Genomic DNA, 26,076 nt, shown 5'->3' with positions numbered 1-26,076 from the left:
GAGAAACGCATGATAGACCTCCGGGCCGAAATTCGCTTGCGTGGCAGTCAATGTCACTGCGACAAGATGACGGTTATCATGCTCTACTACGATTTGCAAATCGTATAGGCACTGCCGCAGTTGATTAGGCAGGTTCGCCTGTCACGAAGGCTCATGCGACGAATGCGTGCATTTTCTGCTGGAACGAATAGAGGAGTAGTTCGACATATGTGCGATCACGAATGTCGTTGGAGCATCTTGATTTTCTCGTTGGCGTCCTCCATCTCCTGGGAAGAAATCAGGTGATTGAAGTAGCTCAGGATTCCGTCCTTAGTTCGCGACAGGATTTTGGCCATCCTCGTCAGTGATGGCAGTTCCGTCGCGGTCGATCGATTCACGCTCCCTCCTCGGGTCGTATTCGTTTACGATGTGGCTTCCTCGTTCATTTGTTCTCTGAAGACCTTGCATGATCTCTCTCCTCCGACCACCATCGCATCGGCCTGAGTGTCCGGTCGACGCGGTGGATTCTGAATACCGTCGACTTCGCATTCAGGTCTTCGTTGGCATTTTTGTCGGTTACGCTGGCTACTACTTAGTTCGCAAGAACTTTGCTTTGGCGATGCCAGACTTGATTGATGCGGGGTTCTCCAAGACGCAATTGGGATTCGCTTTGTCCGGGGTATCGATCGCCTACGGGCTGTCGAAGTTTTTGATGGGAGCTGTCTCGGATCGCAGCAATGCCCGGGTTTTCATGTCCCTTGGTCTGGCTTGCAGCGCTATGACGATGATCGTGATGGGGCTCGTTCCAGCGGCCACGACGTCGGTCGCGGTGATGTTTCTGCTGCTGCTGCTCAACGGTTGGTTTCAAGGCATGGGATGGCCACCCTGCGGTCGCGTCATGGTGCATTGGTTCTCGCACCGCGAGCGTGGAATCTGGATGTCATTTTGGAATGTTGCGCACAACATTGGGGGCGGTCTCGTCGGTCCGATTGCGATTCTCGCAATGGCGATTTTTGGGGACTGGCATGCGAAACTTTATTTCCCCGGTTTCATTGCCCTGGCAATTGCTCTGTGGGTGATGTTGACGGTACGCGATACACCCCAGTCTCAAGGTCTGCCATCGATCGAGGCATACAAAGACGATTATCCGACCTCGTACCAGTACGATGAGAGCCACGAGCAGGAGTTCACGACACGCCAGATCTTTTTTGAACACGTTCTAAACAACCGCTTGCTGTGGGTGATCGCGGTGACCAATGCGTTTGTCTACTTGGTGCGATACGGAGTACTCGACTGGGCACCGACGTATCTGAGCGAAGAGAAGGGGTTTTCGTTCAGCGAGTCGGGCTGGGCATACGCCGCCTACGAATGGGCGGGCATTCCAGGAACGATCGCCTGCGGCTACCTGTCGGACAAGGTATTCAAGGGCCGCCGGGCTCCCGCAGTGATCATTTACATGGTGGCGACGACGGCCTGCGTGATTACCTATTGGTTGAATCCACCGGGCAATACTTGGCTCGATATTGCGATGCTGATCGCTATCGGCTTCTTGATTTATGGGCCGGTGATGTTGATCGGTGTCTTTGCCCTCGACCTGGTTCCGAAAAAAGCAGCGGGGACGGCCGCCGGATTCACTGGGTTGTTCGGCTACCTAGGTGGATCGCTTTCTGCCAATATCTTAATTGGATACGTGGTCGATCGTGGCGGCTGGGACGCCGGATTCATCTTGATCGTGGCGGCTTGCGTGCTGTCGATTGTGCTGACGGCCATGACGGTGAGGGTGGAGGCACGCCATGTGTCCTAACTGGAGACTCCGAAAGACCGAGAGCATCGCCTTTCGGATCATGGCCGAGACGGTGAATGGGGAACAAGGCATCTGAATTTTAGCTAGCGTCTGAGCGGAGACTGCGCGAAAAAGGATAGGCGACACGAGTTGTATTCGGTGTTGTCGACGGCGACGATGACCTGAACGGACAGGCCTCGTTGATCTGGCAATCGCGATCGGACGAGGGTGCGGCTGCAATGAACACGTAGGAACAGGCCATCCCCTTGGCTTGTCCGAAGAGGTCGGGTGCAGCCCCCGGCGCATTCGGCCGGCGGGAAACGGCCCTATCGTGCTGGCTGGTCTGGCGTATCAATCCGGATTCCCCGCGACCTAAACGCGTCTCACCCGCTGATTCGCCAGCGATCCGATAGGATGCTCGTTCAGGCACGTTGCGTCTTGGAAATGAGAAACGCGTCAAGCCTCTTTGCTGGCATCTGGTGGCTAGGCACGATCCTTTGGCCGCCTGCGCGGACGCATGGTTGATTTCAAGTTAAGTCTTCTGGGGATCGCTTCGACCCGTCAGGGGGCGCCGCCTGGTCGTCCTCGCTGAGCATCATCGAGTTCACGCCGGCTGAGAAGTTCGTTGACACTCTGGGCCCAGCCTGGCAATCTCAGCAGCCACTACCGGATTGATCGGGTTTGGGAAAACGCCGCACGAGCTCGATGCTGGGTATCAAATTGGGATCAACCCAGTGATTCAGCTAGAAATGAACTCAGTACGCCCGACAGGATTCGAACCTGTAACCTTCGGCTTCGGAGGCCGACGCGCTATCCAATTGTGCCACGGGCGCGGCTGGGGTGAGAGTGGCTAGTTTGACGCAAAGACGCCGGTTCCGCTAGGGCGCATTTTGCCTCGGCTTGCGTTGACCGGCGCCGAAATCCACAATCAGGGCCGATTGACTCGACTCGTTTCCGCTCCCTTTTCCGAACCATCCGATCCGCTGTGGCTAACTCACCCTCTCAGTCCTCTGGTAGCTCCCATCCCGATTTGACCGACCCGCATGCGGCGCGGCGACATAAACTCGAGGAGATTGTCAAACGGGGAATCGATCCTTACGGGCAGCGGTTTGATGATCGGCAACTCGTCAAGGAATGCCGCCAACGGGGCAGCGAGGTTCGCTTCGTCACGCAAGCGGGTGAGTCGCTCGAGTTGCCGGACATGGAGAGCCCTGAACTGGATTATCGCCAGTGGAAGACTGATCATGGCCCCGGCGAAGAAGTCGGTCCAACGGTGCGGGTAGCGGGGCGGATTATGCTGGCCCGACCCACGGGCAAGCTGATCTTCATGAATCTAAGAGACTGGACGGGCGACATTCAGATCTTTGTCGGCAAGAAACAAGTCGGCGAGGAAAGCTTTGAACTGGCGAAGCTATTCGATCTGGGAGATTTGATTGGTATCGAAGGCCGTTTGGGGCGGACCAATACCGGTGAATTGACCGTCTTCGCCGAGAAACTCTTTCTACTTTCCAAGATGCTCGAGGTGCCGCCCGAAAAGCACGCGGGCATGACCAATGCCGATCTGCGGCAGCGGATGCGGTATGCGGATCTCGCGTTCAACGATGGTGTGATGCAGACGTTCCTCGACCGCACCAAAATCGTCAAAAGTGTGCGATCGACACTCGATGAACGCGGTTTCTGCGAAGTCGAGGGGCCGACTCTGCATACGATCCCAGGTGGTGCTGCGGCGCGGCCTTTTGAAACGCATCACAATGCCCTCGACATGGGGCTGACGATGAGAATCGCACTTGAACTGCACCTCAAGCGATTGATGGTCGGCGGGATGGAGCGGGTCTATGAAATGGGACGCGTCTATCGCAACGAGGGTTTGTCGCCCCGGCACAACCCAGAATTCACGATGATCGAAATCTACCAGGCCTACGGTGACTACGAGTCGATGATGGAGTTGACCGAACGCCTGATCTGCGAGGCGATCGACAAGATCGGTGGCGGGTACAAACGCCAGTACAATGGGCAAGAGGTCGACTTCACCCCGCCGTTCAAACGAGCGACTTACGCGGAGTTGTTCGAGAAGGCCACCGGCATCGATCCAGCCGACCAGGACGCGGTGATGGAGCTCGCGGGACGTCTGAAGATCGAAACGACTGGCAAGCATCCCGATGTTGTGCGTAACGAGATCTTCGAGGAAAAGGTCGAGGACTCGCTCGATGGCCCCATCTTCGTCATCGACTATCCCGCGAGCATCTGCCCGCTGACGAAGCGAAAACGCGACAATCCTGAGATCGCTGAACGGTTCGAGCTGTTTATCTGCGGCATGGAACTCGCCAATGCCTACACGGAACTGAACGACCCCGATCTGCAGGAAGAGCTGTTTCAAACCCAGCTCGCGGGTTTGGATGACGAGGATTCGATGGCCAAGATGGACCACGACTTCGTCCGCGCTCTGCGTTATGCGATGCCGCCTGCAGGCGGTTTGGGGATCGGTATCGATCGCCTGGTGATGGTGTTGACCAACAGCAAGTCGATCCGGGACGTGATTCTGTTCCCAATCCTGCGTCCAGAGTGACACACCGTAGCTGACGCTACGCTGGGCTGTTCAAGCTGTCGGCTTGCGACCCATCTCGGTTGATTTTCATCGAGTTGATCTCTGACCTGTTTTCACCCTCGGCGAGCGAAAAGGCTGATTTCGGAGCTCAATAGCTTGCCTGCGATTTCCCTGGTACGGACGCTCAGCACAACATTGTTACCGCAGTCGCGCCTCCGCCAGAGGCCGAAGTCGGTGGCTAGTCGTTCTTCGTAAGAAACTCTCATTCTCTATCCAAAACCGGCTTTATCCCGGCACTCCCTGACACATTGAGCCGCTTCTGGCTGAGAGGTAGAGACTGCCCCGGCCAAAGCCGCTCCCGTTGGCCGCTACGCGAGCCAGCCCTCATTCTTCGGCATGTTCACCGCGAGCGTCTTCTGCGAAGCTGGGTGTAGACGCTCGACACGACGTAGGGCCGGTTCTACCGGCCATATGCGCCGGTTCGTCGACTCACTTGGCGGGGCCATTACCGACGAGCCGCAGGGTCGCTCTTCTGCCAATGAACGCCCAGCGGATGGCCGGTGGGAACCGGCCCTACTTACTGCCCAAAGCGGCCTTACGAGCGAGCGAGGCGATTGACCTGCGTGCTCTGCGCGTTTGTCATTCGCCGTTGGTTTCTGCAAAACGGCGAATGACAAACACTCCGAGCACGTCATCAGCCAAAAAACATGAAAGGAGGATGCAGACGCTCGACACGATGTAGGGCCGGTTCTACCGGCCATATGCGCCGGTTCGTCGACTCACTTGGCGGGGCCATTACCGACGAGCCGCCCGTTCGCTCTTCTGCCAATGAACGCCCAGGGGATGGCCGGTGGGAACCGGCCCTACTTACTTCAATCGGAGAGGGAGAAAGTCAAGAACTTGCCCAGGCCCAATCGAGCGTCAACCCCAATGATTGAACAGCCCAGGCTCGTGCCGTCGACTTATTGACCCGAAAAAATTTTGTCCGACGTCCCTAGCGTTCGAGTTCCCCAGTGGCCGGTTCGTCGAACTTGGGTTCAAACGAGGGTGACGTCAGCTTGCTATCGCTGAGCGTGATGATCACGAACAACGCCACGAAGACGAACGACGACAAGAATACGATCACGTTGAAGGGCTTGTCGTAGGCCAGGTGCATGAAGAACGCGCCTACCAAAGCGGCCTTCATCGTAGCGATCAACATCACGACAGCAATGTCGTAGCTACCAAGATTAAGGTTGGACTGGGCAACGGTAATGATGGTCAGGAATACCAACGCGAAAAACACCGTCAGCAGCAGCCAAACGGGCAGCGGGTGGGCGAAGTCGGTGCCGTCGTCGGAGTGTCCGTGAGTAGCCATGGGTTTGTTATCGAATCGGAAATAGGTGGATAGGGAGAGTAAGCTCAGGTGGCTCTCGCGGGCAGGCCAGTGCCAGCGAGACGTCGTCCACGTCTGGCTCAGCGAATCAGGTAGAGCAGTGGGAACAGGTAGATCCAGATCAAGTCGACCAAGTGCCAGTACAGGCCAACGTAATCCACGGGGCCAAAGTATTGCCGATTGAAATCGTGCCGGATCGCTCGCACCAATAGCCAGACCAGCACACCGATCCCGCCCAGGATGTGAATCGCGTGGACACCGGTCATGCAGTAGTAGATCCCGAAGAACACGCCGGCTTGGCGTTTCGTCTCGACCCCGCGCTCGATGCGCTCGATGCCCATGTCCACGTCTTCACCCGGAGCAACCACTCTGCCTGAAGCGAGCTCGGCTTGCTTCTCTTGTGCCAGCAGCATCGCCTTCGCACCGGTATTGAGGTCGCTCTCGGCGAGCAGTTCCACTGCGGCGTCATCGCTTGCGGGATTGAAAGTCGTTGGTTCGGTATAGGTCGCAGCGATACTCTCGGTCGCCTCTCCTGCGCCAGCATGGTCATGCTCGCCAGCGTCGTGGTGAGCGGCAGCGACGTGCGATCCTTCAGCGTGTTCCTCGCTACCGGTGAGGATCATGCCCAGCCCAACACCGCCGAAGAAACTCAAACAGACAACCACCAGGGGCTTGGCGACGGCAAATTGAAAGTCGTTCTTCTTGACCTTGGCAATGATCGCCCAGATGACGACACCAACCAAGAGTAGCAGGAAGGGTGCGCAGAGAAAGTAGATGCTGTGGGTGAGGAAGTACGCCGTATTCTCAGAGAACCCGTGCTGGGAAACGAGTTGCTCCGTGGTCGGGTGTGGGTTGTTCTCGTCGTAAAAATAGGCCCCGGGGAATAGCAGCCCCATGCCCCATTTGTGGGAGTACTCGATCGTTTTGACGCCGAGGAAAACCATCGCACAGGACAGCGTGCTGGCGATCATCACGACGAGCTTTTTGTGCTCTCCAGTCTGAGAACAGCGGACTGCCCACGCCATCGTCAACGAACTGAACAGCAGCACGCCCGTATTGATCGCGCCGAGTTTCGTATCGAGGAACTGGCTCGATCCTTCGAAAATTTCGGGGCGAAGCATGCGAAACATCGCGTAAGCGCAGAACATGCCACTGAAGAACAGGATTTCCGTCACCAGAAACAACCAAATCCCCAATTTCCCACTATCGAACTGCTGTTCGGGCGTGTCGAAGTGGTGGGCAAGCCATGGGGGATGATCATGGTCATGACCATGGTCGTCATGAGCTTCAGGTTCAGGAGAAAGTGTGTCGATGGTTGCCATGTGCCGAAACCGTTCGCGAGGTAACCGCCCAAATCATGGGCGAACGCAGTTGATATATCGAGGAAATGAGGAGGCGATGCCCAAGTGGATCGCCGCTGAGTAGGAAAGAATCGCTTTAGTGGTGAGCGGGTTGTTCGCTCGGCGTCTCTTCGGGAGCCAGCTTGCGCTCGGGTTCCGTCAGAACGTATCGCTCGCCTTCAGCGTCCCACTCAACGTTGTGGAAATCGTATGGATCTCCCACGATTGGCGGACGCTCAAAGTTGTAATACGGCGGTGGGCTGGTGCAGGTCCACTCGAGCGTGATACCGCCCCAAGGGTTCGCAGGAGCTCGTTTTCCCTTGGCCAATGAAATCATCAGCACGACCAAGGCGTAGAGCAGACCACATCCGAGCAACAAGGCACCATAGGTGCTCATTTGATGCAGGAACGCAAACTCCGGATCGTAGGTCGCATACCGGCGTGGCATGCCGCGGCTACCCAGTAAAAATTGAGGCAGGAAGGTAAGGTTGAAGCCCAGGAAGACCAAGAGTGCAGCGATGCGGCCATGCATGTCGTTGTACATTTTGCCGACCATCTTCGGCCACCAATGGAACACCCCGCCCAAGAATGCGATCAGCGTGCCCCCGACCATCACGTAGTGAAAGTGTGCGACGACGAAATAGGTGTCGTGAAGGTGCAGGTCCGTCGCCAACGTGCCCAGGAACAGACCGGTCAATCCACCGATCGTGAACAGGAACACAAACGAGATCGCATAACACATCGGCGTCGTCAGACTGATCGATCCCTTGTACATCGTTGCGATCCAGTTGAATACCTTGATCGCCGATGGGATGGAAACCGTGAAAGTCAACGCAGAAAAGACGATCGTGGTCAGTGAGCTCATCCCCGAGGTGAACAGGTGGTGTCCCCAGACAAGGAAGCCGAGCAGGGCAATCGCGATCGACGAATACGCGATGAAACGATAGCCGAAGATATGTTTGTGACTGTTGACACTGATCAATTCACTGATGACGCCGAATGCTGGCAAAATCATGATATAAACGGCCGGGTGGCTGTAGAACCAGAAGAAGTGTTGGTAGGTGACCGGGTCGCCGTTGTATTCCGGGTCAAAAATCCCCACGTGCATGGTTCGTTCAGCGATCAGCAACAACAGCGTGATGCCGAGCACGGGCGTCGCCAGGACTTGGATGATGCTCGTTGCATAGGTCGCCCACAGAAACAGTGGCATTTTGAACCAGGTCATGCCTGGTGGCCGCATTGTGTTGATCGTGACGATGAAGTTCAAACCGGTAAAGATCGAACTGAAGCCCAAGATAAAGGCTCCCAGGGTCGCGAGAATCACCGACGTATCGGTCGTCGTGCTGTAGGGCGTGTAGAAGGTCCAGCCAGTATCGAGTCCACTGCTCAGGAGGGCCGATACGAAGAATACCGCTCCGGCGCACCACAGATAGAAACTGCTCAAGTTCAGCCGGGGAAAGGCCACGTCCTTTGCCCCCAGCATGATCGGGACGAGGAAGTTCCCCAACGCCGCCGGGATGCTCGGGATGATGAACAGGAACACCATGATCGCACCGTGCAGGGTGAAGACCTGGTTGTAGATATTGTTGCCTTCCGGTCCGGTGAACAGCACGCCATCGGGGCGTAGCAGGTGCACGCGAATTCCCAACGCGAGCAAGCCACCGACGATGAACGAGGCCACCACACCGGCCAGGTACATCATCCCGATCCGTTTGTGATCGAGCGTGAAAATCCAGCTCAGGATTCCAGAGGAGTTCGTCAGATAGTTTTCGCGATCGGTTGGGTAACCAGGGTCACGGATGGTCACGGCGGTGGACATGGGAGGGGTGTCCTAAGTAAGGGCGATCGATTTGAATTGGTATCGGCTGACGTTCAAACTCGCTGGGCTTCACTCCGGTAAAGAAGAGTGCTCGCGGAATTGAAAGCGGCCGTGTGGTTAGTGTGTCTTTGAGCCTAGCCGGAGAGGGTTAGATCCGTTCTCGGTTAGGCTTGCTGGGTAGCTTCGCAAAATTACGAAGCGGGTGTCGTCTCGGTGCTACTGGTTTCGGCGTCTGCGGCCTCGGCATCATCGGCTGCCTCACCGTTGACACTGAGTGTCTTGAGGAACTCGATAATCGAGGCGATATCATCATCACTGAGTTGACCCTTGAACGTCGGCATCACGGGTGAGTAACCAGCAACGACCTGCGCCTTCGGGTCCAGGATCGATTCGCGAATGTAATTATCGTCGGCCAACAATTCTTCGCCAGACACCATCGCGTGGCTGGACCCGTATACGTCTTTGAACGAGGGGCCGGTGAATCCATCCTTGGTTCCGTCGATGGAGTGGCATCCGGCACATCCGCGACGGTTGAAGAGCGTCTCGCCCCACTGCACCATCGAGACGTCGCCGCGCGAGCTGTTCGCTTTGATCCACTCATCCAGTTCGGCTTGCGTTTCGTGCACGACAACAGCTGTCTGCATTTCAGAGTGGTCGGTGCCACAATATTCCGCGCAGTACAGGTCGTAGAAGCGATAGCCATCGGGAGTGAATTGGTATTTGTCGTAGTCCCAAGTTCCGCCGCCCTCGCTTTGCTTCTTCGCTTTAGCGAGTTCCTCGTCAGAGACCTTTTCGCTAGCGATGGTGGCTTGGAACCATAGATAGTTGTAGCGACCGGGGACGATGTCTTTCTTCACTCGAAAGGCTGGAATGAACAGCGCGTGAATCACGTCCGTGCTACGCATGGAAAGCTTTGTCGGCTCATCTTTGACGACATGCAATTCGTCATGGAAGGTGCCCCCACCGTAATCCATGATGAACTTCCATTTCTGGGACTGCACGCCGATGTCGTAAGAACCCTCCGGAGGTGTTCGCATGTCAAGGTAAGAAATGGAGCCCTGGATGAACATCCACACCAGTACGAACGAAGGGCCGATGGACCAAGCGAGTTCCAGTGGCGTGTTGTGAGTGACCTGGCTCTCGGCGCGTTCTCCCCGTTTCTTTTTGTATTTGACGATCGAGTACGCTGTGAACGCCATCATCGGAATGAAGAAAGCGAGCGAGATGTACAGGATCATGTCGTAGACCCAGTCAACTCCGGCCGCAAACGTAGAGGCTTGATCAGGAAACCAGAAGCTATCGTGGTGGTCCGCGAGCAACGGCAGGGCAAGCGTCATGGTGGTAAGTGCCGGGATCATAGTCATCCAACCAAAGTGGTTGTCAAAGGTATCAATGAAGGGAATGTCAGTGTGTCAGGCTATTTCACCTGGGTCGTCTCAGCGTCAGCCGCCAAACCATTGGGTCGGTTTGAGCGGCGTGGTGCCGTCGGCTGCCGGAGCCGGTTCGCCGGCATGTTCGTTGTTGAATTTTTTACGCGCCGCATTTCCTTTGCGGCCTAACCAATACGGCACCAGAGCAATTGCCAGCAGCAGCAAGGTCGCCGCACCGCCCAACCGCATAATCTTCCATGCCTGGGGCACGTAACTGTTCGCCTCGGGATCGTAGGAGTAGCACAGCAGCACGAATTGATCGATAAAACTACCGATCTTTCCTTGGCCAGCCTCGACGAGCGCCAACTCCATCTGGTCGGGAGGAAACGCGACCCCCAGCGAATACCGCGTGATGACACCCTCGGGCGTCAGGAATGCGAGAAAAGCGGGGTGAGCATACTCTTTGGTCGCTTCGTTGTAATTATACGAAAATCCAACTTCTGTGGCTAATTGATCGATCACTTTTTGGCTTGTGCGACAAAATGCCCAGCCCGCTTCGGCTGCCTCGTGCGAGGGGAGCTGTTCGACATAGCGAGCTTTGGTCTCTTGCAGCCGCTCCTCGGTTTCGCTCGGATCGATGCTGATGCTGATGCAGCGGAAATCTTCTCCAATCTTCAACCCACCCTTCTCGAGCGATTGAGCGAGCTGATTGAGCTGGACATTGCATAGCATTGGGCAATTGCTGTAATTCAGCGTCAGAATCAGCGGCAGTTCCCCATCGAGATAGTCGCCGAGCGTGACACGCTCACCTTGCGAGTCGATCAGAGGCAAGTCCTTGCTCACCGTGTCGCCCAAATTCTGCTTGACCGTCACATCGCGAGCATCGCGGGGCACCCGATCGTTGAGAACCACGTCTGCAGCGCCATCCTCCATGATTCCCGGAGCCGGTTGAGCCCACACTCGTGAGCCACCAGCCACCTGGGCAGCGAGCAGCGCCAACAACGCCAAGCCAAAGCCTGCGAGCAGCGGTAAACGAGAGGGATGGGATGTGGACATGGGTGCAGTGGGGGACGGTGTCTCAAATGGGCAGTGAGTTGGTCAGCCGAAGCGAGTGGCAAGCGGCAGTCGCCAGATCAATGGGTTCCTTCGATCAGCTAGGTAGATTCATTATGCGCGTTTTCGGATTCACGAACCAATTTTTTCATCGATTCGCTGATCGGCACCGTGATGTTGCCGTTCTCAGGATTGACTCCGTAACTGGTCAGTTGCTCAGATTGTGCTTCCAACACAAGGTTGGAGCGGGTGTAGGCAGAATTACGGATCTTTTCCGAATCGACCAAGTCAGCCATGGCGAAATAGATCACCTGTACCGCTAACACGGTAACCGCAGTCACCACGATCGAGATCACACTGACCAGTGCGAGACGTTTGCCATTGATATCGTCGTAGGCAGCCATAGGAAATTATGAGTCGAGAGGTGAAAAGTGAAAAGTGAAAGGTGAGGTTAAAACGAGGCGAATTAGATGTTTTCAAAAGCCAGCGACTCGGCCAAACGCGGGTCGCGGACGGGGATCAGGCGAGTGCGAGCACCCACTATGACGATCAGTCCCAGCATCAGACACACCATGCCAAGGACGGTCAACACGCTCGCCAGCACGCCCATTGCGCCACCCGATCCGACAGTTGCCTCGGGCATGATGGCCCAGTACAGATCGACAAAGTGCAGCACGAGGATGTAGGTTGCCCAAGCCGCAACGGCCCACGGCGTTCGCCGCACATGGCGGCTCATGATGCCGAGGAAGGGAACGCCGAAGTGCAGGACCATCAAGGCAATCGAGATCGGTCCAAAATCTTCTGAGAAGCCAGGATACCGTGTGAAGAACCAGACGGTTTCCTCTGGAATGTTCGCGTACCAGATCAGCATGTATTGGCTGAAGGCGATATAGGCCCAGAAGCAAACGAAGCCGTGGATGAGTTTCCCCAAATCGTGGTAGTGTTCGATTGTGACTTCATCCCGCATCGCACCTTGTTTCTGCAGGACGAAGCTGAGCAGGGCGATCGCACAGTGAGCCGACAAAATACTGCCAGCAAAAATATAGACACCGAACATGGTCGAGAACCACATCGGCGCCAGGCTCATCACCCAGTCCGCAGCGAGCAAGGACGTGCAGAGGGCGAACAGGATAATCGCCGGACCACCGCGAGCCTGCATTGATTCGGTCAAAGTGACTTCGCCGGTCTGATCCTGACGCTGGCTCTTGGAGTAATACCAACAACCAATCAGGCAGTAAACTCCGAGGTAAACGCAGGCGCGGAGCGTGAACCACTGCGGGTTGAGCCAGCGAATCTTCTCGGCCCACGCGTCAGCGGGGATGTGATGTTCGGCTTGGTATCCCGCAGCATCAGTCCAGACGTAGAGCGACCCAGTCCAAACGGCCCAGCCGATCGGAATGAAGAGCACCGCCAGTGGAACGACCATAATCATGATCAGTTCCGCAACACGGCGAACGACCACGCTCCAGCCCGCTCGAACGAGGTGCTGGATCAGCACGAAAAACATCGCACCGATCGCGATCGTCATCGCGTACATGTACGCCGTCAGGTAGGCGGACATGCCGAATCGGCCGCCGACTGCACTCGAGCCCAAAAACGTGCCACCGACCAGAGCGATCAAACCGACAACGCAAAGTGGAAGTGACAGCCCTGAAAGCATCGCCGGCATCGTGAATGCCGGGTCATCAGCGGGCTTGGGAGCGACTGCGTGGTGATGAGACATGGGAATCGAGTGAAGGTTGGGAATCGTTATCGAAAAACGGGGGTGGGCAGCCGGTGGCAACTACTTCAGCACTTTGCTGCGGCGTGGTCACCAGGCCGTATCGGTCGTCTTCTAGGTCGAAGACTCTTTGGCTTTGGCCTCAGCCTCAGCTGCCGCTTTCTCAAGGGCAGCTTTGACATCAGTTTGTTCCTTCTCAATGGTCGCTCGTTGGGCTTCGGGCACGTCCTCGAGAGTCGCGTCTTGGCTGGCCTGCAGGGCCCGCACGTAGGCGACGATCGCCCACCGATCCTCGGCACCAATTTGAGCCCGATAGCCTGGCATTTTGCGGATGCCGTTGCTGATCGTGCTGAACAGTTTCCCATCGGGATAGGCGTCTTCGAAAAGTGTCTCATCGTGCAGGTTCGATGGGGGTGTCCAGGTCGTTGCTAGAATCCGCTGAGCACGTCGATTGACCAGTCCGTCGCCATTGCCGTTCATCCCGTGGCAGGTCGAGCAGTAAACTCCAAACATCGTCTGGCCACGACGTAGGACCGCGTCGGTCAGTGGCAGCGGGTTCTCGCTGAGCCATGGCGTCGTATCGACCTCTGGACCTGCAGCAGGCGTTAGCGCAGTCGGGTTGGCGTCTTCGTCGGACTCACCGTCGCTGGATGCTTCCTCAGCCGGTTCGCTGCTCGTCTCCTCGCCGGCGTCCGCTGCGTCAGCGGCTTGCTCGTCTCCACCGACTTCCACATCCGACTGCACCATCGCGACGAGTCGGCGTACTCGCGGAGCATCGGTCTGGGCAAGTTTCTCCAGCTCGATGCCGGTTTGAAAATCCAAGTCCCAGATCATTTCGCCGCGGTGGACGGTCCCGGGGACGTCTGGACGCATCGCCCGTCCGTCCGCAAACAGAGTCGACGTTTGCTGCATATCCTTCGCAGGCGAGAAGTCCATATCGGGGAAGATATGGATTCGCGGCGACGTGCTCTTGGTCACTCGCATGCGGGCGACGAGCAAGGCGGGAATCAGTGAAAAGCTGATCAACAGGGCGAGCCCGATCAACAGGAACTTCGGAATCGATTTCGGTGAGTCGTCTTCTTTGACGACCTCAATGAAGTCGCCACCGAGGTCCGCCAAGAAGGACTTGGCACCGGCTTCGTCGAAGCGGTTGTCCTTGGCGTCCAAGAACAAGAAGAACGTGTCGTCGGTGGCCCGGTCAAAACGAGGGCTCGTGAATATCGGATTGCTGAATCGCGGCAAACCGTTGAGCGCCCACATGCCAAAAAACGTCGCAAAGGAAGCGAACAGAATCGTCAGCTCAAAGGCAACCGGAATGGACGCCGGAAGCGAAATGAAGGGCTTGCCCGAGATGATGTATTGATAGTCAATGCCGTTCATCCAGATCTGCATTGCTAGGGCCGTGCAGGTCCCGATACCGCCAGCGGCGAGAGCAATCCAAGGCAGCACCGTGGGTTTGATGCCCAACGCCTTGTCGATCCCGTGGACAGGGAAAGGTGCGAACGCATCGGCCTTGGTGTAGCCTGCGTCACGGACCCGCTCGCAGGCCGCCAACAGCGAACTGACGTCGGTGAACTCCGCAACCACGCCATGCACGACGTTATCGTCATCGACCGCTTTCGGTGGAGTTTTAGGTGTTGACATGGGATGAGCCGTCGGGAGCAAACTGGATAAAAGTGAATGGATGAAAAAGTGTTGCGAAAGTCAATTCAACCAAGGGGCGAACTCTCGCTATCGATGCGGTTCTAAATAGGCGTCGCTGTATCGTCTTGATGAGCCATGTGCATCTCCTTGGCCAGGGTCGCCTTGGTCTCAGCCATGTTGACGATCGGCATCAATCGGCAGAACAGTAGGAACAGCGTGAAAAACAGACCGAACGACCCGATCAGCATCGCCCAGTCCACCCAAGTCGGCGAGAAGTACGCCCAGGCACTCGGCAGATAGTCGCGTGACAAACTCGTGCAGGTAATCACAAACCGTTCGAACCACATCCCAATATTCACAAAGATGGAAACGACGAACATGATCCACGGGGTCGTGCGGGCCTTCTTAAACCAAAACACATTGGGTGAAATCACGTTGCAGGAAATCATGATCCAGTACGCCCACCAATACGGTCCCATCGCCCGGTTCACAAACGCGAATGCTTCTTCACCCACCTGGCTATACCAGGCCACGAAGAACTCAGTGCCGTAGGCGAGCCCCACCATCAATCCTGTCGTCAGGATGATCTTGCACATGTTCTCTAGGTGGCGAATCGTGATTAGCTTCTCAATCGAGAAGATCTTTCTCGCTGGCACCATCAGTGTGATCACCATGGCAAAACCGGAGAAAATAGCACCCGCTACGAAGTAGGGCGGGAAGATCGTTGTGTGCCAACCCGGGACCTGGGAAACCGCGAAGTCAAAGGACACGATCGTGTGCACCGAAAGGACGAGCGGCGCGGCGAATGCCGCCAGCAACGCGTAGGCCTTTTCGTATCGCATCCAGTGCCGCGACGAACCGCTCCAACCCAGCGCCAGGACGCCGTAGACGGCGCGGCGAAATGGATTCTTGGATCGATCGCGGAAAGTTGCCAAGTCGGGCACCATCCCCATGTACCAAAAGAGCAAGGACACCGTTGCATAGGTGCTGACCGCGAAAACGTCCCACAGCAGCGGGCTGCGGAATTGAGGCCACATCCACAAATTCAAGCTGGGGTAGGGAGCCAACCAAAATGCGAGCCAAGCACGTCCCACGTGAATACCAGGGAAGGTTCCCGCGCAAACGACAGCGAAGATCGTCATCGCCTCGGCGGTCCGGTTGATACTCGTTCGCCATTCCTGGCGGAATAGGTACAAAATCGCGCTAATCAGCGTCCCGGCGTGGCCGATACCGACCCAGAACACGAAGTTCACAATCGGCCAACCCCAGAACACGGGGCTGCGGTTTCCCCACACACCGACACCCGTATAAAACAGGTACAAGATGCAGAGACCCAACATCGTGGCCAGGTGAACCGACACGAGGAAGCTGAACACCCACAACTTCGATGGCGGGTTCTCGGAGATTCGGCAAACCGATTCGGTAATCGAATGGAACGTCGAATTACCCAGCACGAGCGGAGCACGCTGGCCGGGGCGTTCGACGGTATTGTCCAAACCGTTGGAGACTGCGAGCGACATGAGACGAAGTGGGAAGTTAAAAGTGCGAAGTATTAAAAATCAGTGCTGCGAAAGATCGTTGTCAGAGCGCGGCCTGGCCGCTTCTCCAAGAGCGACTAAACAATTGGCAACATGTACCGAACTTGCTTGCGGCGAGCTTGATGGCCAGCGTCATCGTGCTCCGAGTCGTGGTGATCGGAACCTTCCTGACCGTGGCCATCGGAGTGCCCGTCTTCGCCATGTTCATCGTGCCCATGGTGGGGGGCTTCGAGTTCGGCCAGATCATTGAGCTGAGCTCGCGTCATCAAAGCGGCCGGCGTGTTGCGGATCCGCGACAGGTAACTCGTCCGTGGCTTGATGTTGAGCTGGCCTAGCATCCCATAGCTACGAATGTCCGCCTTGGCCTTGGAAACACGCGATTCTGGATCGGCGATATTACCGAACTCGATCGCGCCGGTCGGGCAGGCAGCTTGGCAGGCAGTGACGATGGCACCATCGGCGACCGAGGTGCGACTCTCTTTGCGAGCATCGATCTTGGCCGCTTCGATGCGCTGGACACAGTAGGTGCACTTCTCCATCACGCCCCGGCCGCGGACAGTCACGTCCGGGTTGAGCACGAGTGCCTGCAACTTGCGGCTGGCGTCTTCGATGCTGCCGGGGTAGGCATCGATTCCATAGCCGACACCGACCTGTTCGTTGTAATTAAAGTAGTTAAACCGGCGGACCTTGAAGGGGCAGTTGTTGCCGCAGTACCGCGTTCCGATGCAGCGGTTGTAGGCCATCGCGTTGAGCCCTTCATCGGTGTGCACCGTGGCCGCGACGGGGCAAACCTGTTCACAGGGTGCCGTTTCGCAGTGCATGCAGGCCACTGGTTCTTGCACGATATCGGCGTTGTCCTCGTCGCCCTGGAAATAGCGATCGATTCGCAGCCAGTGCATCTCACGGCTATTGCCAACTTGCTCTTTGCCTACGATTGGCACGTTGTTTTCGCTTTGGCAAGCGATCACGCAGCCGTTGCAGCCAAGGCATTTGCTCAAATCGATCGACATGCCCCACTGCGGCACGTTTTTCTGGGTTGCCTCGATCTCATTGATCGGCTCCTTCCACAGCGATCCATCGTAGCCCACCTTCGGAACGTGAGGTCCCTTGGCCGATGTGAATTCCGGCAACTTGTCCAGCAGCGTTGTGGTGCCTTCGCGAATCAGCGTGAAGCTGCGTCGCTCGGTCTCGTCACGTCCGAGTTCATCGATCGCCCAGTGGTCTTGGGTAGCACAGAGTTCATACTCGTTGAGCCGGGGCCGTGCTTGGAGCGATTCTGCCAACATCATCGAGTCGCTCGTGCGGATCGGTGACACATCCACGCCAACCATTGGCACATCTTCGTCGGGCATTCCGCCGACCATACCGACGCGGGTACGGCCGTAGCCAATCGCGACTGAGACGACCCCCGGTGCACAGCCAGGAACTTCAAAGACAGGCAATTCCACCGTGTCTTCGCCGCGACGCAGCGCCACCATCAGCCCATGCTTGGTGCCGAGTGCTTGGGCTGAACGCGGACTCATGATCGCCGCGTTGTCCCAGGTCAGCTTCGAGATTGACTGGGGCATCTCTTGCAGCCAGCCATTGTTGGCAAAGCGGCCGTCATAGAGTCCTTCGGCGGGCGTGAAGATCACGTCGAATTGATTGTGGAACGACTCGTCGTCGTAGTCCCATTGGGCGACAGGCGGCTCGGCGGGCAGTTCTACAGCAGTCTCTTGAGGCTGCAGCGTTTCGGAATCCACCATTACGTCATCGGAGTAACCATCGTGCAGCAGTTTCCGCCACTGACGATCGCTGATCGCTGACCCCGTTATGCTGTCTGCGGTACGGCGAACGAGCTTTTCGATTTCGAACTCCTCTTCGTCCAGCATCACCGCCAGCACTTCGGCGGGTGTTTGGCCACCGAGCAAGGGCAGGATCTGGGGTTGGCTGACGCCGTAATGTCCTTGCGGCCCGACGCAATCGCCCCAGCTCTCGAAGGAATGCGCCATGGGCAACGACCAGGTACACTGCTCGCCCGTCTCGTCGTCATAGATGCCGAGATAGATCGAGTGGTCAACGTGTGTCAGGGCTTCGGTGAAATCGATGTCGCCGGGCGAGTTGTAGACCACGTTCGTGTCAAAAATCAGGACTTGATCGATGTCCCCGGAATGGATTTTGTCAACGAGGCCAGCCAGCGTGACTTGATTCTGCAGAGCTGCTGAGGCGACGGGAGTGAATTTCTGGATCGAGCCAAACGAGCCGAGTTGGGAATTGAGCTCGATGCCGGCGGCGATCAGGTCCGCCCCGAGCGTCTCGCCCACGACCACGACGCCGTTCTCACCTGCGGCGGCGAGGTCAGTGGCTGCGGAATCCAGGAATCGTTCGAGCCGTTCCTGGGGATCGATTTCGTTGTACGCTTGCTCTTGCTCGGAAACATTTTCCACTGCCAGGGCAGCCTTAGGCAATGTTCCTGATTTGGCCTTTTCGATTCGGCGGCCCAGTTCGGCGACGAGAGCCTTCATCTGGCTAGGGCGAATCGCGATCCGCGCGTCCGCTGCAGCGCCGGTCGTGCTGTAGCCGCCCTCGGCCACGTAGAGCCGGCTCATCTTACCAACGACGGGATCCGCTTCGCCGGTCATCGGATCGCGCGTCTTGGCAAACGTCTTCGCGTTATCGCCGGCGCCCGCGTCGCTGCCGAGCAGGTCAGACTGGATAGAGACAATCACCTTGGCATCACTGAAATCGAAGCTTTGACGAGCCTCGCTTCCAAACACCTCCTTGGTGGCTTGTCCCATCATGCCACCGCTGATGGAATCATGGATACAGACAGAGGCCTCGGGCAGCTTGGACTGCAGCTTTGCCACCATCCGCAGCGTGGTGGGCGATGTCGTAGGCGGCATCACGACGGCGAAGCGGCCACCTTGCTCGGCTGAGCGAACCAGGGCGGTTCCATAGTTAATGAACGACTTCCAGTCCGACGGGACTCGCTTCTTGCCCGTCCGCAGGATCGGGACACCGGTCTCGCCGCGAGCGCGGTCGGGATCATAGAGTTCAAGGATCGCGGCCTGAGCGTACGTTCCGGTCACACCGCCGGCGGGGTGCTCCGTGTTCGGCTCCACCTTGGTTGGCCGCCCGTCGACACAGCGGACCAACAGATGGCGAACTTCGCCAGCGATCTCCACATTCGTTGCCGAAAAATACGACTCTCCCGGAACCCGCCCCGCAGGCCGGACCACGAAAGGTGCAATCAGTTCTTCGGGATAGCGGCAGCCAGCCACGCCGGCCATCGCGAGTGAAGCGCTCATCAATTGCATCCATCGCCGCCGCGAGATTCCCTCAGGGAACTCCGAGGCAGCTACGGGGAACTCACGATGCAGAAATTCGTTCACGAACGATTCATCACCGTTGAGCTCAGACAGACTGCGCCAATAGCGAGGCGTTGTGGCCGCTGCAGTAGCGTCAGAAACGTCTTTGCCGGAGGAAGCATCGGAGTGCGAAGTGGTGGTCATATTCTACAGGATGGCTGGCGGGTAGCTAAAAACGATGTGCTGACGACGAATCTAAAACGGAACGCTTTCTCAGCGGTGACAGACCGCACAGTGGGTTTGAGGATTGATGTTGAGTTTCTCGCGGTGCGCCTTGGCGAATGCCGCTTGATCCCAATCCTCTGGCGGAACCCAGTCCAACTTGGTCACGAACTCGACTGGGCGAAGGTGTTCGTCCGGGTTGCGGTGACATTGAATACACCAGGCCATCGACAGTTCCTCCGCCTGGTAGACCGTTTCCATCTGGTCGATCCGGCCGTGGCACGATTTGCAACTGACGCCCGAATTGACGTGGGCGGCGTGGTTGAAATACACGAATTCAGGAAGGTTGTGAACGCGTTTCCAAGCCATCGATCGGCCCGATTTCCAGCTCTCATGAATTGGCTGCAATCGCTCACTTTCGGTGTGCACCGCAGCGGTCGCTGGTTGGCCATTGTCGCCGGCTGGGGCGTGGCAATTGACACAGGTCGCCGTCGGTGGAACGGCCGCGTGAGCAGCATCGAAGACGGTGTTGTGGCAGTAGCGACAATCCATCTTCAACTGGCCCGCGTGCAACGCGTGACTGAAGGGCACCGGTTGTGTGGGCATGTAGCCCACGTTGAGCGTTTGCGGGTCCGTAACTAAGCCGCCCATAGCGGTGGCGTACACGAGACCGCCCAGTACAGCTAAGCCGAGTACGCCCAGGAACGGATTGACCCATCGTGGGAACAGAAATCGCTTCATGATCGACCTAATGAACTCGGTGGCTAAACAGCGTCGCGTCGGGGGTTTTCAACCGCATACCAGGTCATCTCGACCGGTGGCGGGCGAGGATTATCGGTCGCAACAGGCCCCGGTGACAAGGCCAGCCCCGGGACCGCGACATTGTGTCGCATAGAAGATAGCACAATGCAGCGGTCGGATAGGCGGTGACGCAAGAAAAAGGTCGCCACACGGTAAGCACGAGGCCCCCGTAGCACAACCCAACGTGGGCGCGGTGCCGGCCGGCCAGCCCGCTCGGCGCCGGTGGGTTGGGAGGCCAGTGGTTGGGATCTCAATAGGCTGAGCTGCGGTAGGCGAACAAACCTCCGCGGCATCGCAGAGCGTTCCTGGGGCGTCAGGTCACCACTACTCAAGCGGCCACTGCTCAAGCGACCGCCACTCGAGAGATCGCTGCTCGCGGGACCGCTGCATTCATTTCTTCAGCTGAGCGTTCATCTCTTCGGTTGCCGCTCGGACAGCATCCTGCCACTTGGCGTCGCCGTATTGCTGGGAAAATTCGGCTCGCGCGTGAGCGAAAATAATCCCTCGCGAGCTATTGATGACGGCCCCGCGGCCGGACTCGTCGAGCGCCGCCCGCACGTCGTCAGCCGCACCTCCCTGCGCTCCGAAGCCGGGGACGAGCAAGATGCTGTGCGGCATCGCGGCCCGCAATTCGACGAGCTGCTCGGGATAGGTGGCCCCGACGACAGCCCCGATGGGGCCGTATCCGTCTGCATCGAGCCGCTCTTGATTGAGCGATGTGACCAAATCCGCGACCGTTTGGTAGACGGTTTGTTCACCGCAGCGTAGATCCTGCAAGAACCCGCCGCCGGGGTTGGATGTTTTGACCAAGACGAACACGCCCGCGGCGCGCCGATCGCAGACGTCGACGAATGGCTCGATGCTGTCGCGTCCCAAGTACGGACTGACCGTGAGGGCGTCGCCGCCCCAGGGGCTGGCCGTGGCGGGGTCGCCGCCGGCAGCAGCGATCCCGGCCGCACTGCCCAGGTAGGCGTCGGCATAGGCCGTCGCGGTGCTGCCGATGTCGTTGCGTTTGCCATCGGTAATCACGATCAATCCGGCGTTAGCGGCATGGGCGATTACGTCGCCGAGCGCTACCATTCCCGCCGGGCCGAGCTGTTCAAAAAACGCCGCTTGAGGCTTTACGCAGGGCACGATGTCCTGGACCACATCGATGATCTCACAGCAAAACTGGGCATACGCCTGGGCCCACGCCTGGGGTGACTGGTCGGCGAGGCTGTCCCGCAGCGGTGCAGGCAGCTGGGCTTTGCGAGGGTCCAACCCCACGCAGGTCACCGATCCCGTGCGGGCGATGGCTTTGTTGATCCGAGTCGAAAATGTCATGATGTGCGGGCGGGGGTCGAGAGTATAGAAAATGGACCTCTCGCTAAACTAACGGAGAATCGGCGATAACGGGAGCTACCCAGCGGCAGCGAGTGATTCGCGGCAGGCCGTCCAGCCGATCAACACCTCTTGCCCACCCCGCACCTCTTGCCCACCCCGCTGCTCGTGAACTCGTCCTACCGCGTCACTATCATCACGCTCGATGGCCAGTCGCACAGCATCGAGTTTCGGCGCCATGCGTACAACAACCTCATGGAATTGGCGGTCAATGAGTTGTACGAGGACATTGGCGACTGCAAGGGGCACGCGTGGTGCGGAACCTGTCATGTCGAGATCGTGTCGGGCAAGCTTATCGAATCGATGACCCGCGACGAGACGATGACACTGGAAAAACTCGAAAACACGGATCCTGCGAGCCGGTTGGCGTGCCAAATCATGCTCGATGAGTTAATCGACGGAATGGTTTTTCGAGTGCTCGGCGACGCCTAACCCGGCCGGGTGTCCTCGTCGGTGAACTCGCCGCCAGCGGCCCGCTTTCGCCCGCCCGTATGACTGGAAATATCCACATCGGTGAGAGCGTCGGCCTTCGTTTCGCCGGGTGGGGGGCGGTGGCCGCGCGCGGTCTGCTCGGGCTCACCGATGACAACGGTGATATTGTCTTCGCCACCGGCGGCGTTGGCCAGCCCCACGAGGCGATGGCAGACGCTCTGGATGTCCCTTGCACCCTCGGTGACGACTTCCGCGAGCGTTTCGGCAGACAGGTACCGACTCAGGCCATCGCTGCACAGTAGAACCTTGTCCCCCTCGACCAAGTCGACAAGGTGAACTTCCACGAACAGCTTGTGCGCCCCCGCACCACCGAGCACATTCCACAGCACGTTACTCCAGCGGCTCAGCGCCTCGTCCTCGGGCTTCATTCCCCCTGAATCGATGAGTTGGCGGGCCAGCGTATGGTCGGTGGTCAATTGTTCGCAGCGACCTTGGCGAATCAGATAGCACCGACTGTCGCCGACATGCACCACATACATTCGTGGCCACACGGTGTATGCCATGGTCAGGGTCGTGCCCATCCCGCGCTCAGCATCGTTGCCCGCAGATTCGGCGAGAATCTTTGCGTGGGTTTGCTGCATGAGATCCTTCAAAGCCTCCACAAACGCGTCATCGCCCCCGCCGCCCAGTTGGAAAAAACAGTGCATGCGATTGAGCAACTGCGCGATCAAATGATCCACCGCGACGCTGCTGGCACGTTGGCCGGCGTTCTGCCCGCCCATCCCATCGGCGACCATCAACAGTTGGCCGCTGATCCGCCCGAGCAGCGACGAGTTCTGCTCGATCGGCAGGCTCGTCGCTTTGACGATCATCGAATTTCGCAGCTCAGCGACCAGGAACTGATCTTGGTTCTCTTCGCGGTGACGCCCCACGTCGGTTAGGCCGCAGGCATGCTGGCGACTCGGCTCGGAAGAAGAAGGGCTCATTGACCGGACTTAGTACGGATAAGGGGTGCGAGGTTACTGCCTGGGAGGTGTTTGTCGTCGGGTGGCAGCAAGTGTACCAAATTACAGTCTATGGGAGGGTTCGCGGAGTCGATTCTCTTTCCGCACCAATTGCCCGCAGGCAGCGGCGATGTCTTGGCCGAGCGAATAGCGCACGGTCGTTTTAACGCCAGCGGCCTTGAGTCGGCCCGCAAATTCCGCGATTTTTTCCGGTGAGGAGGCCTGCAAGTGGGGAGCGTCCTCGATGGAGTTGTACGGGATCAGGTTAACGTGGGCGCGAAGATCTCCCAGCCAAGCGACTAAGTGATTGGCTTGTTCGCGAGCATCATTGAGTTTGTGCAGCATCAGGTATTCGATCATCACCTCGCGGCCCTGGGTCTGCTGGCACTGGCCGAGGACACGCCTCAATTCGGTGAGCGGATATCGTCGTGCCAACGGCATGATTTGTTCTCGTGTTTTCTGATCGACACTGTGAAGACTGAGGGCTAGATTGACTTTGGGGAATCGTTTGGCCAGTCGCAGCATCGCGTCGCTCACCCCGACCGTCGAGACGAGAATGTTGGCCGGAGAGCGGTGGAAGTGGTCCCCGGCGGTCAAAGCATCGAGCGTTTCCCAAAGGTTCGTCTCATTGTGAAACGGTTCACCCATGCCCATGAACACAATATTATCCAAACGACTTTGTTCGGCGGCGAGTAATTGTCCCGCCTGCAGCACCTGATCAAGGATCTCAGCGGGGAGAAGATTTCTCGCGATGCCCATCTTGCCGGTGGCGCAGAATTCACAGGCCGCCGCGCAGCCCACTTGGCTGGAGACGCACAGCGTCGTCCTCCCGCTCGCGATCCGCAGCACGACCGACTCGATCAGCAATCCCGCAGCGGTTCGAAAGAGCAATTTGGTGGCGCCGTCGACGGCGGAATCGACCCGCCGGTACAGTTCGAGCGTATGACAACGAACCTGTTCGCGAGCGGGAAAGCCTGCCAGTGATACCTCATCGGGCTGGAACTGTTTGAACAGCCGGTTGCGGAGCACGCGCACGTACTGGGGATCCAGGCGACGCTGGCGTCGCAGCTTTTCGAGCGCGGGAGCATCAAAAATAGAGATGGGTGCGGACACGATCGAGCAGTTCTGAGATGCCGTAGGGAAGAAATACCTATCCGAAAAGTTGACAATACCGGTCTTGTCACCTGAAAGCGAATCGCGAACACTGGCGACAGAGAAACTCACCATAAGTACCCCTGAAGGTAAATATCGAATGTCCGATCCGTTTGGTTCCTTATCACCACTGTTCGCCGGTGGTGCCGACTCGATCTCCGATCATCGCTTGGCGGGCAGCCATGCCAGTCAGGGCTACCAGCGTCAGCGTCAGATGACGCTCGGCGATTTGCTCTTGGAAAATCGCATCGTGTTCATGCAGGGCGAGATTCACTACGCCAACGCGAACGAAATTGTCATGAAACTGTTGTACTTGCAGAGCGAGAACCGCCGCAAGGACATCCATTTCTACATCAATTCCCCGGGCGGCAGTGTCACCGCGACGCTGGCGATCTATGACACGATGCAGATGGTCTCGTGCCCGGTGGCGACCTACTGCGTGGGCGAGGCCTGCAGCGGCGCAGCGGTTCTGCTGGTCGGCGGTGCCAAGGGGAAACGGTTCTGTCTACCCAACAGCCGCGTCATGATGCACCAGCCGATGGGCGGTGTCTCGGGCCAGGTCAGCGACATTGAAATCCAAGCTTCGGAGATGTTTCGCTACCGCGACAAGCTCAATCAAATCATCAGCGAACACAGTGGCAAGTCGATCGACCAGATCGCCAAAGACACCGACCGCGACTTCTTTCTCTCGGCCGAACAGGCCAAGGAATATGGATTGGTCGACGATTTACTCAAAAAAGAAGAGCTCCCGGCCGACGACGATGAGTGATCACTGAGGCTCTCTCCCACCATTCCACTTCCTAAGTCAAAGAACCCAGATATGCCAGTCATCCCTTACGTGGTCGAAAGCAACGGCCGCGAAGAACGCACCTACGACATTTATAGCCGGTTGCTCAAAGACCGGATCATTTTTTTAGGCCAACAGGTCGATGACCAAATCAGCAACGCGTTGGTCGCGCAGATGCTGTTTTTGCAATCGGACGATCCCAAGGCCGACATTCACATGTACATCAACTCGCCCGGCGGTAGCATCACGGCGGGGATGGCGATTTACGACACGATGCAGTTCGTCAGTTGCGACGTCGCGACTTACTGCATGGGGCAGGCCGCTTCGATGGGTGCGGTGCTGTTGACAGCCGGCGCCAAGGGCAAGCGATTCTCACTGCCCAACGCCCGGATCATGATCCACCAACCGCTCGCCGGCATGCAAGGCACTGCACGTGAAGTCGAGATCCACGTTGGGGAACTCCGCCGGATCAAGAAAAAAATGAATGAAATCATGATCGAGCACACCGGCCATTCGCTGGAGAAAATTGAGGAGGACACCGATCGTGACCGCTTCATGTCAGCCGAGGAAGCTCGCGAGTATGGGCTGATCGACCGAGTCGTCAGTCGAGTGGACGAAGCAGCCGCGGAGTAACGCCGCCCAAGTAAAGGCATTGTTTTGCGCTCGCCCCTGCTGGATTCCCTCCTTGGAGCAAGCATAATGAACTGCGAGGCTGCCTTTCGATTTGCCCCACGTCGGTTGGATTGCCCAACCGGCTGACGGGGCGTTTTCAGTCCCCCTTCGTCTAGTGGCTCAGGACGCCGGCTGATCCAGTCGGAAACGCTCGTTCGAATCGGGCAGGGGGT

General features: G+C 57.7%; 21 protein-coding genes and 1 tRNA gene. 5 read left to right on the top strand and 17 right to left on the bottom strand.

The genetic code is table 11. The annotated features are described in order from the left end of the window. Positions 1-215: 215 nt before the first annotated feature. A complete protein-coding gene (locus CA85_RS09430) occupies positions 216-377 on the bottom strand; it encodes a transposase (protein ID WP_146391098.1) in 162 nt (53 codons plus the stop codon). A gap of 68 nt (positions 378-445) precedes the next feature. Here CA85_RS09430 and glpT point away from each other — a divergent pair, with 68 nt between their 5' ends. Next, entirely contained in the window at positions 446-1,783 is a 1,338-nt protein-coding gene (gene glpT / locus CA85_RS09425) for a glycerol-3-phosphate transporter (protein ID WP_146391097.1), read from the top strand. A gap of 738 nt (positions 1,784-2,521) precedes the next feature. On the opposite strand, the gene CA85_RS09420 is transcribed toward glpT, so the two are convergent. Further along, positions 2,522-2,595: transfer RNA gene (locus CA85_RS09420), tRNA-Arg, on the bottom strand. Between the two features lie 152 nt (positions 2,596-2,747). On the opposite strand from CA85_RS09420, the gene lysS reads away from it, so the two are divergent. Next, positions 2,748-4,328: a lysine--tRNA ligase gene (lysS, locus tag CA85_RS09415; protein ID WP_146391096.1), complete on the top strand. Its 1,581-nt coding sequence runs from the start codon at positions 2,748-2,750 to the stop codon at positions 4,326-4,328. A 973-nt stretch (positions 4,329-5,301) separates the two neighbouring features. Here lysS and CA85_RS09410 read toward each other — a convergent pair. From CA85_RS09410 to CA85_RS25640, 13 genes are all read right to left on the bottom strand, one after another. Then, entirely contained in the window at positions 5,302-5,664 is a 363-nt protein-coding gene (locus CA85_RS09410; RefSeq protein WP_146391095.1) for a cytochrome C oxidase subunit IV family protein, read from the bottom strand. A gap of 98 nt (positions 5,665-5,762) precedes the next feature. Beyond that, on the bottom strand, positions 5,763-7,004 hold the full coding sequence (locus CA85_RS09405) for a cytochrome c oxidase subunit 3 (RefSeq protein ID WP_146391094.1): 1,242 nt from the start codon (positions 7,002-7,004) through the stop codon (positions 5,763-5,765). A gap of 115 nt (positions 7,005-7,119) precedes the next feature. Next, the gene (locus tag CA85_RS09400) at positions 7,120-8,841 is read right to left on the bottom strand and encodes a cytochrome c oxidase subunit I (RefSeq protein ID WP_146391093.1); all 1,722 of its coding nucleotides are present in this window, start codon (positions 8,839-8,841) and stop codon (positions 7,120-7,122) included. A 191-nt stretch (positions 8,842-9,032) separates the two neighbouring features. Then, a complete protein-coding gene (locus CA85_RS09395; protein WP_146391092.1) occupies positions 9,033-10,199 on the bottom strand; it encodes a cytochrome c oxidase subunit II in 1,167 nt (388 codons plus the stop codon). 84 nt (positions 10,200-10,283) lie between these two features. Then, positions 10,284-11,267 carry an SCO family protein gene (locus tag CA85_RS09390; protein ID WP_146391091.1) on the bottom strand — a complete coding sequence of 328 codons (984 nt, stop codon included), beginning with the start codon at positions 11,265-11,267 and terminating at the stop codon, positions 10,284-10,286. A 98-nt stretch (positions 11,268-11,365) separates the two neighbouring features. Further along, positions 11,366-11,668: a hypothetical protein gene (locus CA85_RS09385; protein ID WP_146391090.1), complete on the bottom strand. Its 303-nt coding sequence runs from the start codon at positions 11,666-11,668 to the stop codon at positions 11,366-11,368. Positions 11,669-11,730: 62 nt separating this feature from the next. Continuing rightward, a complete protein-coding gene (locus CA85_RS09380; RefSeq protein WP_146391089.1) occupies positions 11,731-12,987 on the bottom strand; it encodes a hypothetical protein in 1,257 nt (418 codons plus the stop codon). A gap of 111 nt (positions 12,988-13,098) precedes the next feature. Further along, entirely contained in the window at positions 13,099-14,628 is a 1,530-nt protein-coding gene (locus CA85_RS09375) for a quinol:electron acceptor oxidoreductase subunit ActD (protein WP_146391088.1), read from the bottom strand. A gap of 101 nt (positions 14,629-14,729) precedes the next feature. Then, positions 14,730-16,148 carry an NrfD/PsrC family molybdoenzyme membrane anchor subunit gene (gene nrfD, locus CA85_RS09370; protein ID WP_146391087.1) on the bottom strand — a complete coding sequence of 473 codons (1,419 nt, stop codon included), beginning with the start codon at positions 16,146-16,148 and terminating at the stop codon, positions 14,730-14,732. Positions 16,149-16,243: 95 nt separating this feature from the next. Beyond that, positions 16,244-19,657 (bottom strand): TAT-variant-translocated molybdopterin oxidoreductase, encoded by a 3,414-nt coding sequence (locus tag CA85_RS09365; protein ID WP_146391086.1) that lies wholly within the window; start codon positions 19,655-19,657, stop codon positions 16,244-16,246. A 69-nt stretch (positions 19,658-19,726) separates the two neighbouring features. After that, positions 19,727-20,416 (bottom strand): cytochrome c3 family protein, encoded by a 690-nt coding sequence (locus tag CA85_RS09360; protein WP_146391085.1) that lies wholly within the window; start codon positions 20,414-20,416, stop codon positions 19,727-19,729. 450 nt (positions 20,417-20,866) lie between these two features. Next, on the bottom strand, positions 20,867-21,799 hold the full coding sequence (gene pyrF, locus CA85_RS09355) for an orotidine-5'-phosphate decarboxylase (protein ID WP_146391084.1): 933 nt from the start codon (positions 21,797-21,799) through the stop codon (positions 20,867-20,869). Positions 21,800-21,874: 75 nt separating this feature from the next. Beyond that, positions 21,875-22,036: a hypothetical protein gene (locus CA85_RS25640; protein ID WP_246112644.1), complete on the bottom strand. Its 162-nt coding sequence runs from the start codon at positions 22,034-22,036 to the stop codon at positions 21,875-21,877. Between the two features lie 15 nt (positions 22,037-22,051). Between CA85_RS25640 and CA85_RS09350 the strand changes: the two genes are divergently transcribed. Next, a complete protein-coding gene (locus CA85_RS09350; RefSeq protein WP_246112643.1) occupies positions 22,052-22,288 on the top strand; it encodes a 2Fe-2S iron-sulfur cluster-binding protein in 237 nt (78 codons plus the stop codon). On the opposite strand, the gene CA85_RS09345 is transcribed toward CA85_RS09350, so the two are convergent. Beyond that, positions 22,285-23,274 (bottom strand): PP2C family protein-serine/threonine phosphatase, encoded by a 990-nt coding sequence (locus CA85_RS09345; RefSeq protein WP_146391082.1) that lies wholly within the window; start codon positions 23,272-23,274, stop codon positions 22,285-22,287. The genes CA85_RS09350 and CA85_RS09345 overlap by 4 nt on opposite strands. Before the next feature lie 81 nt (positions 23,275-23,355). Next, positions 23,356-24,408 (bottom strand): 23S rRNA (adenine(2503)-C(2))-methyltransferase RlmN, encoded by a 1,053-nt coding sequence (gene rlmN, locus CA85_RS09340; protein WP_391564855.1) that lies wholly within the window; start codon positions 24,406-24,408, stop codon positions 23,356-23,358. 136 nt (positions 24,409-24,544) lie between these two features. Between rlmN and CA85_RS09335 the strand changes: the two genes are divergently transcribed. Next, entirely contained in the window at positions 24,545-25,213 is a 669-nt protein-coding gene (locus tag CA85_RS09335; protein ID WP_146391080.1) for a ClpP family protease, read from the top strand. A gap of 51 nt (positions 25,214-25,264) precedes the next feature. Continuing rightward, complete coding sequence (gene clpP, locus CA85_RS09330) at positions 25,265-25,864, top strand: ATP-dependent Clp endopeptidase proteolytic subunit ClpP (protein ID WP_146391079.1); 600 nt, start codon at positions 25,265-25,267, stop codon at positions 25,862-25,864. Positions 25,865-26,076 lie beyond the last annotated feature (212 nt).

The organism is Allorhodopirellula solitaria, assembly GCF_007859855.1.
Taxonomy (GTDB): Bacteria; Planctomycetota; Planctomycetia; order Pirellulales; family Pirellulaceae; genus Rhodopirellula; species Rhodopirellula solitaria.
Note: the sequence above shows the minus strand (reverse complement) of the source record. Positions and strands in the feature narration are given on the sequence as shown.